This window comes from Prevotella sp. AM42-24 (assembly GCF_003461825.1).
Classification (GTDB): Bacteria; Bacteroidota; Bacteroidia; order Bacteroidales; family Bacteroidaceae; genus Prevotella; species Prevotella hominis.
Window position 1 is genome coordinate 1 of the sequence record NZ_QTXV01000087.1, and the last position, 9,723, is coordinate 9,723.

Here is a 9,723-nt window from a genome sequence, read left to right on the forward strand (position 1 = left end):
TAAAATAAGTTAAACTAAAATGCTGCGGAATTTAGGATTATTTAAATAAAATACATCGTTGATATGAATATATTGTTTTTTGAGTCTTCAATTGACCCTTATAGAGGTGGAATCCAAAGGGTGACAGATATTCTTTATCATTTCTTCGAAAAAAAAGGATTTAATTGTTATTTCGCTTTTTATCTTGTGGATAATGTAGATATACCAGAAGACAGAAAAATGAGATTGAATATTAAAGCAAGCGATACTGTTAATAGTTCGCGTTATATCAAATATATCAAGGAAAAGCAAATTGATATAATTATAAATCAAGACCTATATATGAACTTTTTGATTGATGCTTACACAACAGTTAAAAATGAGCATATATGTAAGATTGTCAATTGCTTTCATTTATCACCTGACTATTTTGACTTTTACCCTTTGTCTTTGAAGGCGAAGATTAAGCAATCTTTATATAAGTTGATTTTGCATAAAGACATTAGGTATGGAAGATATAGAAACATGTTTGATATTTGTGATAAGTTTGTCCTATTGTCAAAATCGTTTGAAAAAGATTTCTTGAAATTGATTCAAGTAAGCGATTCAGATAAACTATGTTCTATTTCCAATCCTTTGTCTTTCGAATTGGAGCAACCGACAGACATCGAAAAAAAGGAAAAGATAGTCTTGATAATATCTAGATATCATGAAGTCCAAAAGAATCTATGTGCTGCAATGCGTATTTGGAAAGAGATAGAAAAGCGAGGAACGAAAGGATGGCAACTTGTTATGGGTGGCTATGGGCCTGATGAACAAATGCTAATGGACTATATCAAAGAATTGCAGATAGAAAACATAAAGATTCTTGGCAAGGTTAAAAATCCATTGCCTTATTATGAGAAAGCATCCATATTTATGATGACTTCCAATTTTGAAGGCTTTGGGATGACACTTACTGAAGCTATGCAAAATGGATGTGTCCCAATGGCGTTCGATACTTATACGGCATTGCATGATATTGTTACAGATTCGGTAGATGGTATGATTATTCCACCTAAAGATGAAAAGAAGTATGCAAATAATTTATATGAGCTTATGAGTAGTGATGTGAGGAGAAGGCAAATGGCTTTAGATGCAATGAAAACAGCTCAAAAGTTTAGTATATCTTCTATTGGTGCTAAGTGGATAAACATGTTTAATGAATTGATTCAATAGTTTATATATGGAGATATCTTTAGGGGAAAAAAGTAAACGAGTCCGTTGGGTTGACATTGCTAAAGGATTGTTGATGATAATAGTGGTCATTTCTCACATGGATGAAGCAACAAATGTTGATGATACTGTAGCACATGTTTTGAATAGTTTTGAGTCAATATATAATTCCTTTTTCATGGGAGTTTTTTGTAATAACAGGACTTCGTACTAATTATTATAAGCCTTGGAAAGAATATATGAAAGGGTGTTTCAAGTAAGTATTTAAAAATTATGATAGGAAAATAGTTTATATGTGTAATAATATCAGTAAAGTTCACGATTGTTATGGCTGTGGTGTCTGTGCTACGGCTTGTGGACGAAAAATAATAGAAATAGGTCTGAATGAGGATGGCTTTTATGAGCCACACATTACAGACGATAGTAAGTGTACAAATTGTGGTATTTGCACAGAAGTATGTGCCTATCTCCATGATGACTTGTCATTGCAGAACCTGGAAATTCATCCTTATGCAGCATGGAGCAAAGAACATTTGGTCAGAAGAAAGTGTTCATCAGGAGGTGCAGGATTTGAAATCGGTAAGTATCTGTTAGGACTGGGATATAAAGTTTGCGGAGTGCGGTATGATGCCGATAAGAACAGAGCAGAACATTATATTGCAACAACAGTAGAGGAGTTGATTCCGAGTGCTGGTAGCAAGTATATCCAAAGCTACACGGTTGATGGATTTAAGGCAATCAATCGAAAGGAGAAGTATTTGGTGACTGGCACTCCTTGTCAAATAGATTCTTTCCGTCGATACATTCGAAAATTCCGTTGTGAAGACAACTTTGTACTGCTTGATTTCTTCTGCCATGGAGTACCGTCTATGTTGGTATGGAAAAAATATACAGAATGGGCCGAGAAGCAAGTGGGCAAGATTACTTATGCTTCGTGGCGTAACAAATGGACGGGCTGGCATGACTCTTGGGCAATGGGCATTGATGGTGAGAAACAAGGCGAGAAGATAAATTGGCATGATTCTTACGATATGTTAATAAGGGGAAAAAAAAGTTATATAGAAAGCCGATTATCACAAGGTGATATGTTCTATCAGCTTTTCCTTGGTGACTGTTGTCTAGGAAAACAATGCTATGACCATTGTAAGTATAAGTATGACCATTCTTCTGCTGATATACGTATCGGTGACTTATGGGGAAAGACTTATAATGATGATGAAGATGGTGTTAGTGGAGCTGTTGCTTTTACTCAAAAAGGAAATGAGGTATTGAAGCAATGTAATTGTGAATTAGTAGAGCATTCTTTTGATGTTGTTGCGGAGGGACAAATGAAGACTTGTCCACAAAGAATTGGAGCATATAATAAGATATTAGAAACATTAAAAAATGATTCTAAGAATATTCAAGATGTGTGCCATATATTAGCAGCTTATAGAAAACAACAGCGACAGTTAGAACGTATAAAGCATCCTATAAGAAGTTTTAAGAACATTATTAAGAAGATAGTAAAATGAAGATAAAGACAATCACTTGTCATCATGTATATAATTATGGTGCGAGTTTGCAAGCTTATGCTTTGCAGCATTATTTGGAAACTTTGGGACATGAGGTTGAAATCATAGACTTTAATCCTTGGTTTCATTGTGATAGATATAATCCTTTCTGGATGCCTAGAAATGCTATAGGTAGGGCTGCTCAAATTATTAAGATATTGCCATTTATGCGTTATATCTGGTATCCATATAAAGCTTATAAAGGAGGAATGTTCAAGACGTGGGGACGTAAGGCTGCATTTGATCAATTTGAAAAGCAATTTTATCACCTTACCACAGTAAGCTATCATGATTCAGATGGGTTAAAGAACAATCCTCCTACGGCAGATGTATATGTAGCGGGAAGTGACCAGATTTGGAACACGTTCAGTGAGAATGGAAAAGAACCTGGCTATTATCTTGATTTCGGAAATAAAAAAGTGAAACGACTCTCTTATGCGGCAAGCTTGGCGACAAATGTAATTGCTGATGGATGGAGTGATTTTGTCAAAGAGAGAGTCGAACGATTTGATGCAGTGTCTGTAAGAGAACATACTGGTGCAAAAATTTTGGAATCATTAGGGATAAAAGATATATGTGTAGTGCTTGATCCTGTATTTTTGTTGAGTAAAGAAGAGTGGACAAGACTTGCAGTAAAAGGAAACTTGTATGGCTTGAGTCCTAACCATTACCTTTTGGTTTATGATTTCCTTGGCAATGATGAGAAAATGATAGCATTTGCCAAGAACTATGCCGCGAGCCACAATCTGAAGATAATATCCATCAATGATTTTTCAGAGCGTATATATGCAGATATGAATATCAATGATGCTGGTCCTCTTGAATTTTTAGCATTGATAAATAATGCTGCATGTGTTGTGGCAAGTTCTTTCCATGCTACAGCATTCTCTGTCATTTTAGAGAAGGAGTTTTATACGTTCAACTTGGTAGGATATAATAATTCTTCAAGAATGTTAGATCTCTTGTCGTCCCTATCATTGCAGGAAAGAATGAATCCTAAGGAAATGGGGGAGCATTTGATAGATTGGCGTCAAGTTTCATCTTCTTTGTCCATACTTAAAAATAAAAGTAAGGATTTTTTAAATTGTAATCTATCATGAATCGAGACCGAGTACACTTCTATTGCTTATACGATTTGAGCATCCAGATGTACGTTAAACGTATGTCTGAAGTGCTGAGCTCAGCCGAGCGAGATTTCTTTAGTTATTATTTGAGCAATGAGAAGTTTACGTATGGTCCTGCCATCCGCAACAACTATGCGTATGGTACTACACATTCTTTTTCTGAAGAGAAGCTTTTGCATAATAATTTACAGCTTCTCGTGTTGTTTATTTTGTTATTATTAAAAATCTTCGAAGACCTTGATATGAAGAGGTATTTGGGGAAATATGAATTAGAATAGATATGGATAGAAAAATGAGAGTTCTTTGGTTTTCTATAACCTCAGCTTTGTATGGCTCGCAGCATAACCAATTTAATGGAGGAGGATGGATTGAGTCTTTGCAAAGAAGTGTTATGGCTCATGGCGAAATTGATTTGGGAATAGTTTTTATTTCTTCTGAAAAAAATGCTCCTGTAAAAAATGATGGAAATGTAACATATTATCCTATATATATACATAGGTCAACAATAGATAAACTGAGAGACTTATATACAAATAAATATTTTGATACTGTAGCTTTGGAGAAGTATTTTCAGGTTATTAATGATTTTAAGCCAGATTTGATCCAAGTCTTTGGGAGTGAATGGAATTTTGGCTTGATAAAACCATATGTGGACGTACCTGTTGTCATACATATGCAAGGATTTTGGCCACAATATAGAAATTCTAGCTTTCCTCCAGGCTTCAGCAAGTTAGATTATGTCCTTTCCCGTTGGTATAAACCTACAAGTCCTTTGAACCGATTGTTGGATGATATGAAATCTAAAGATAGGGCGAATCGAGAGGAGAAAATATTGGAGATGAATGAGAATTATTTTGGAAGGACTGAATGGGATAAAGCCATTACTAAATTATATAATCCGAATTCAAAATATTACTTTTGTAGTGAAGCTTTACGAGATGCTTTTGTTATTGAGAAGAGAAAATGGTCTTTACAGAAAGAATCAACTGTTACATTTGTAACAACAGGTGCTGGCACACCTTTGAAAGGACTAGATTTGGTACTTAAAACAGCTAAGGTATTGAAAAAGTATGCGCCGTTTAACTTTCAATGGAAACTATGTGGACCTACAGCTTTTGATATGAAACGTTTTGAACAAAAAGCGAAGATTAAAAGTTCTGATGTTAATGTCATACCATTGGGTATTTGTGATTCTCAAAAAGTTAAAGATTTATTGTTGAGTTCGCTGATTTATATCCATACAGCATATATTGATAATAGTCCAAATGCTGTTTGCGAAGCTCAGTATATAGGTCTACCTATCATTGCGACAAATGTAGGTGGTGTAGCTTCTTTGTTTGCAGATGATTATCCAAGCAATGCTCTTGTACCTACAAATGACCCGTATTATCTTGCTTCTCGCATTATTGATTTATATTGTAATGAAGAAAAGTTGAAGAAGATGTCTGCCTCTAATTATAAGATTGCAAGAGAACGTCATAATGACGAGCAAATCTATGCTTCTTTGATGAGTGCATATAAACAAATATTGAATAATAGATAGTTAGTTATGAATTATTTGATAATTTTAGTTATATTATTTTGTGGATATAAAATCTATTCAAGCATAGGGCAAAGACGTTTTGATTGGTTTGTATGTACGATGATGATTTTTTCTTCAGCAATTATATTGCTTAGTAAGCCGCAAATTCCTTGTCATCGTTTTCTTCTGATTTGCTATTGGGCTTCTGTATTAAAGCATAAAGAAACTGGTAACAAAAGATTTCCGATTAAATGGGCACTTTATATATATATATTAGTGCTTTTGGTTATATCTTTTAATTCTCCACATTTGAATGCTTTCTATAAAATATATAAACCATTTGTCTTCTTGATGGATACGTATTTTATATTGCTTTTGATGTATTGGGGCATAAAAGATGAGACGTTTAATTCAAAGCCAATTGTTAGGACATTGTATTGTGTTATGTTATATGGAGTTTTATCATTTATCATACGTCAGAATCCAATTCAAAATTTTGTTTCGTCTGCATTTAATACCCATGTACTGTCTGATAACTATTACTTTGGAGAGAGGGTGCGTATTGCATCTACTTGGAGTCATCCTATTGCCTATGGTTTGGTATGTGGTGCTTTATTTTATGAATACTTGCCTTATTGGAAAAAGAGAAAAAATCTGATTCTAATGTTGCTTTTGGCTTTTAATGTATTTGTATGCGGAAGTCGAACAGCTTTGGCTGCATTCCTTTTGATGGGGGGAATAATAGTCTTAATTAGATATAATTTGAGTCGAGCGGTAAGGCAAGGTATCATGTTATGTTTATTGGCAATTCCGGTATATTTGACTGTTCCAATGGTGCAAGAGAAAGTTGATTCTATGATAAATACAGCTTTGGGTAATGAAGATGTAGGTGGAAGTTCTCTGGAAATGAGAGATGAGCAGACTTATTATGCGATGTTAGTCGTTGCAGAAAAACCAGTATTAGGGCATGGATTGGACTATATTACTGATGTGATGGGATTTAATTCCGATAATTTTAAGGGTGATTGGCATTTATTAGGATTGGAAAGCTATTCCTACATTTTGTTGATAGAGCGAGGGTTTGTTGGACTTTTCTTGGAAATATTTATATGGTTAGCAATAGTCTTATATGCTTTTTTTCAAAAGAAACAAGATCGAGCGAATGCTTCATTGGTAATAGCATATGTATTAGGTTTTGTATTCTTCTCGATATCAACAGGTACTCTTGATACAAAGATTCCGATGATGTTTATGACAGGAATGGCTCTAGCTCAAATGAATAGAAATAATTATAGTTTGTCTCCATGTGCGAAAATAGAATAACCATAGCCAAGGCTATCGCCATTATATTGATGGTGATATGCCATGCCGGATTCGACTCCGTCTTCCATCAAGGAGCGGCTTTCATCAATATGTTCCATATGCCGCTGTTCTTCTTTGTCAGCGGATACTGCTTCAAGGAAAAATATCTGAGCGAGGGCAAAAAATATACTGTGAATAAAATCCAGGGACTTTACGTGCCGTTTGTCAAGTGGTCGTTGTTGTTCCTCGTCTTGCACAACGTGTTCTTTTATGCGAACATATATAGTGATGTGTATGGATGGAAGGGTATCGTGTCTCACCTCTATGGCATCAAGGAGTCTTTGTTCTGTGCGGCAAAGATTGTGATTGCCATGAACGAGACCGAGCAGTTGTTGGGTGGATATTGGTTTATCAAGGAACTCTTCATTGGTGCTTTCGTGTCGCTTTTGGTATTTAAATTTGTAAAGAATCAATTTTTCGGGGGGCGTTTTGCTCTTGCTTACCATTGGGCTTTCATTTACCGATTTTGAAGTGCCGTTCTTTCATATATGCTCACGTAGCTTTCTCGCATCCTTCTTTATCGTAATGGGACGATGCTATAAGCTATGGGGCATCAAGACGGATGCTTGGTATCATACATTGGCGTTTGCGATTTGTGTAGCAATTGGAAGCTTCTGGTTCGGAACTTCCATGTTGGTATATACGACATTGCAAATCATCCCTTATTCCTGTTGTGCTATCATGGGCACGATCATGATGTTGAATATCAGTCATGCTATAGCACAAAGGGACAACCTTATTACGTCATTGTTACTGTTTATAGGTGACCATACCTTGGAAGTCCTTACGTGGCACTTTCTTTCCTTTAAGTTGGTGTCGTTGCTGATAGTACTCATCTATGGGCTTCCGGTAGCGATGGTTTCGCAGTTCCCTATTATCAGCGATTACGCATCGTCTTTTTGGGGGCTCTATTCGATTGTGGGAGTTGGTGTGCCTATAGGTATCTTATACTTAAAGAAAAAATATAAAAGTTAAATTAAAATGAAAACTATATTGGCTATTCTTGTAGTTTTGGTCTTCTTGCTCTATGCCAAATGGATATTCTGTGTTTTATATTATCCATTAATGGCTATGGGGGCTGTAGGACAAAATGCTAGCAATCGCAAACTAGCTTATGTTTTGCGATTTCCAATGAGGGTGATAGAACATTTCCTGAGATTCGGGGGTGGTAGATTTGTCCTATTCCAGATAGGGATGATTCCTTCCGTTCACTTACGTACTTGGCTTTATCGAGGACTAGGAGTGAAGATGGGAAAGAATGTGACGATTCATTTTCGAACAGAAGTGAGATGTCCGGAGCGGTTGACGCTTGGAGATGGTACGATTGTTGGCGATAATGCCATATTGGATGCTCGCCGTGGATTGACCATGGGGAGAAATGTCAATCTCTCTAGTAATGTTTCTATTTATACTCTACAGCATGATTATCGAGACCCGGATTTCAATTGTCTTCCAGAGGATGAGATGAAGTTCTCGGTAGAGATAGATGATAGGGCGTGGCTTGGCTCTAACGTCATCGTTCTACCTGGTGTTCATATTGGTGAAGGGGCTGTATGTTGTGCGGGGTGCGTAGTTACGAAAAATGTAGAGCCTTACGCTGTGGTAGCAGGTATTCCTGCCAAGAAGGTAAGTGAGAGACCAAGAAAATTGAGATATAAATTTAATGGTAAGTCTTGCAGATTTTATTGATTCAAAAAAATAATATGGTAAAACAAAATGATTTAGCAATAGTTATCCCTGCCTATAAGTCAACATTTCTTGCCGCTGCTTTGGATTCCATTGCAGCTCAAACTTGTCAGGACTTCACGCTTTATATAGGCGATGACTGTAGTCCTAACAACTTAGAGGTGATTGTAGATAAGTATAGGGATAAAATCAACTTAGTGTATAAACGCTTTGATACAAACCTAGGTGGCAAGGATCTTGTAGCTCAATGGGAGCGTTGCATTGATATGACGCAAGGGGAAGATTGGCTTTGGCTATTTTCTGACGATGATGTGATGGAAAAGAACTGTGTGGAGGAGTTTTATAAAACTATCAAGGAAAAACCGAAGGCAGGTTTGATTCATTTTAACGTGAATCGTCTAGATAATGCAACAGGTAAGATTTCACCATTGCCTAAGTTCCCTGATTTTTGTTCGTCTAAATTTTATCTAGATGAGAAACTGAAAGGTCATTTGATTAGTTTCGTTGTTGAGTTCGTTGTGCGCAGAGACGTATTCTTCGACAATGGAAGATTTCAAAACTTTGATTTGGCTTGGGGGAGTGACTTTATCAGTTGGGTGAAATTCTCGGATGCAGCTGGCGGTATTGATACCTGTGAGAAAGCCAAAGTGCTGTGGAGAAAGAGTAATGAAAATATTTCGCCAGACAAATCTGTGCCAATTTTGATAAGGAAGATTCATTCACTAACTGATAATGCCAAGTGGCTTTCCGAGTTTGCTACAAAACAAGGTTATGGCAACAAGTGGTTTTATACAAAGTATCCGCTTGGAGAAATTAGGAGAAATAAGGTTCTGCTTACTAAAAAGCAGAAAACAGAATTACTGGAGAATTATCGTACAAAGATTCATCCTTCCTTCTGGGTGAGGATGGTTATGTTTATATTACATTTTATTTAATTTTGAATTATGATACCAAAGATTATACATTACGTTTGGTTAGGTGGGGGAGCGAAGACTCCTAGTGTTAAACGTTGCATTGAAAGTTGGAAAAAGACTATGCCTGATTACCAAATCAAGGAATGGAATGAAAGTAACTTCGATTTAGATTCTGTCGTATGGACGAAAGAGGCGATTCAGAAAAAGAAGTGGTCATTGGCATCGGATTATATCCGCCATTATGCCATTTATACAGAAGGTGGCATTTATATGGATACCGATGTGATGGTATATAAAAGTTTCGATGAGTTCCTGAACTTTTCTTTTTCCTAAATTCCGCAGCATTTTAGTTTAACTTATTTTATAAG

General features: G+C 36.1%; 10 protein-coding genes. All 10 read left to right on the forward strand.

Translation table 11 applies throughout. The annotated features are described in order from the left end of the window. Window positions 1-63: 63 nt before the first annotated feature. A complete protein-coding gene (locus DW917_RS15290; RefSeq protein WP_118120104.1) occupies window positions 64-1,197 on the forward strand; it encodes a glycosyltransferase in 1,134 nt (377 codons plus the stop codon). A gap of 290 nt (window positions 1,198-1,487) precedes the next feature. Then, entirely contained in the window at window positions 1,488-2,708 is a 1,221-nt protein-coding gene (locus DW917_RS15300; RefSeq protein ID WP_118120108.1) for a Coenzyme F420 hydrogenase/dehydrogenase, beta subunit C-terminal domain, read from the forward strand. Next, complete coding sequence (locus DW917_RS15305) at window positions 2,705-3,847, forward strand: polysaccharide pyruvyl transferase family protein (RefSeq protein ID WP_118120110.1); 1,143 nt, start codon at window positions 2,705-2,707, stop codon at window positions 3,845-3,847. The genes DW917_RS15300 and DW917_RS15305 overlap by 4 nt, the downstream gene beginning before the upstream one ends. 304 nt (window positions 3,848-4,151) lie before the next feature. Further along, a complete protein-coding gene (locus DW917_RS15315; RefSeq protein WP_118120114.1) occupies window positions 4,152-5,414 on the forward strand; it encodes a glycosyltransferase family 4 protein in 1,263 nt (420 codons plus the stop codon). A gap of 6 nt (window positions 5,415-5,420) precedes the next feature. Further along, a complete protein-coding gene (locus DW917_RS15320; protein WP_147344226.1) occupies window positions 5,421-6,716 on the forward strand; it encodes an O-antigen ligase in 1,296 nt (431 codons plus the stop codon). Beyond that, window positions 6,698-7,225, forward strand: coding sequence for an acyltransferase family protein (locus DW917_RS15325; RefSeq protein WP_118120118.1), 528 nt, complete (start codon window positions 6,698-6,700; stop codon window positions 7,223-7,225). The genes DW917_RS15320 and DW917_RS15325 overlap by 19 nt, the downstream gene beginning before the upstream one ends. Window positions 7,226-7,280: 55 nt before the next feature. Next, window positions 7,281-7,730, forward strand: coding sequence for a hypothetical protein (locus DW917_RS15330; protein ID WP_147344227.1), 450 nt, complete (start codon window positions 7,281-7,283; stop codon window positions 7,728-7,730). A gap of 6 nt (window positions 7,731-7,736) precedes the next feature. After that, on the forward strand, window positions 7,737-8,444 hold the full coding sequence (locus DW917_RS15335) for a DapH/DapD/GlmU-related protein (protein WP_118120122.1): 708 nt from the start codon (window positions 7,737-7,739) through the stop codon (window positions 8,442-8,444). Window positions 8,445-8,458: 14 nt separating this feature from the next. Continuing rightward, window positions 8,459-9,376, forward strand: coding sequence for a glycosyltransferase family 2 protein (locus DW917_RS15340; protein WP_118120124.1), 918 nt, complete (start codon window positions 8,459-8,461; stop codon window positions 9,374-9,376). Window positions 9,377-9,385: 9 nt separating this feature from the next. Next, window positions 9,386-9,688, forward strand: a complete 303-nt coding sequence (locus tag DW917_RS15345) for a glycosyltransferase family 32 protein (protein ID WP_118120126.1) — start codon at window positions 9,386-9,388, stop codon at window positions 9,686-9,688. The last annotated feature ends 35 nt before the right edge of the window (window positions 9,689-9,723 follow it).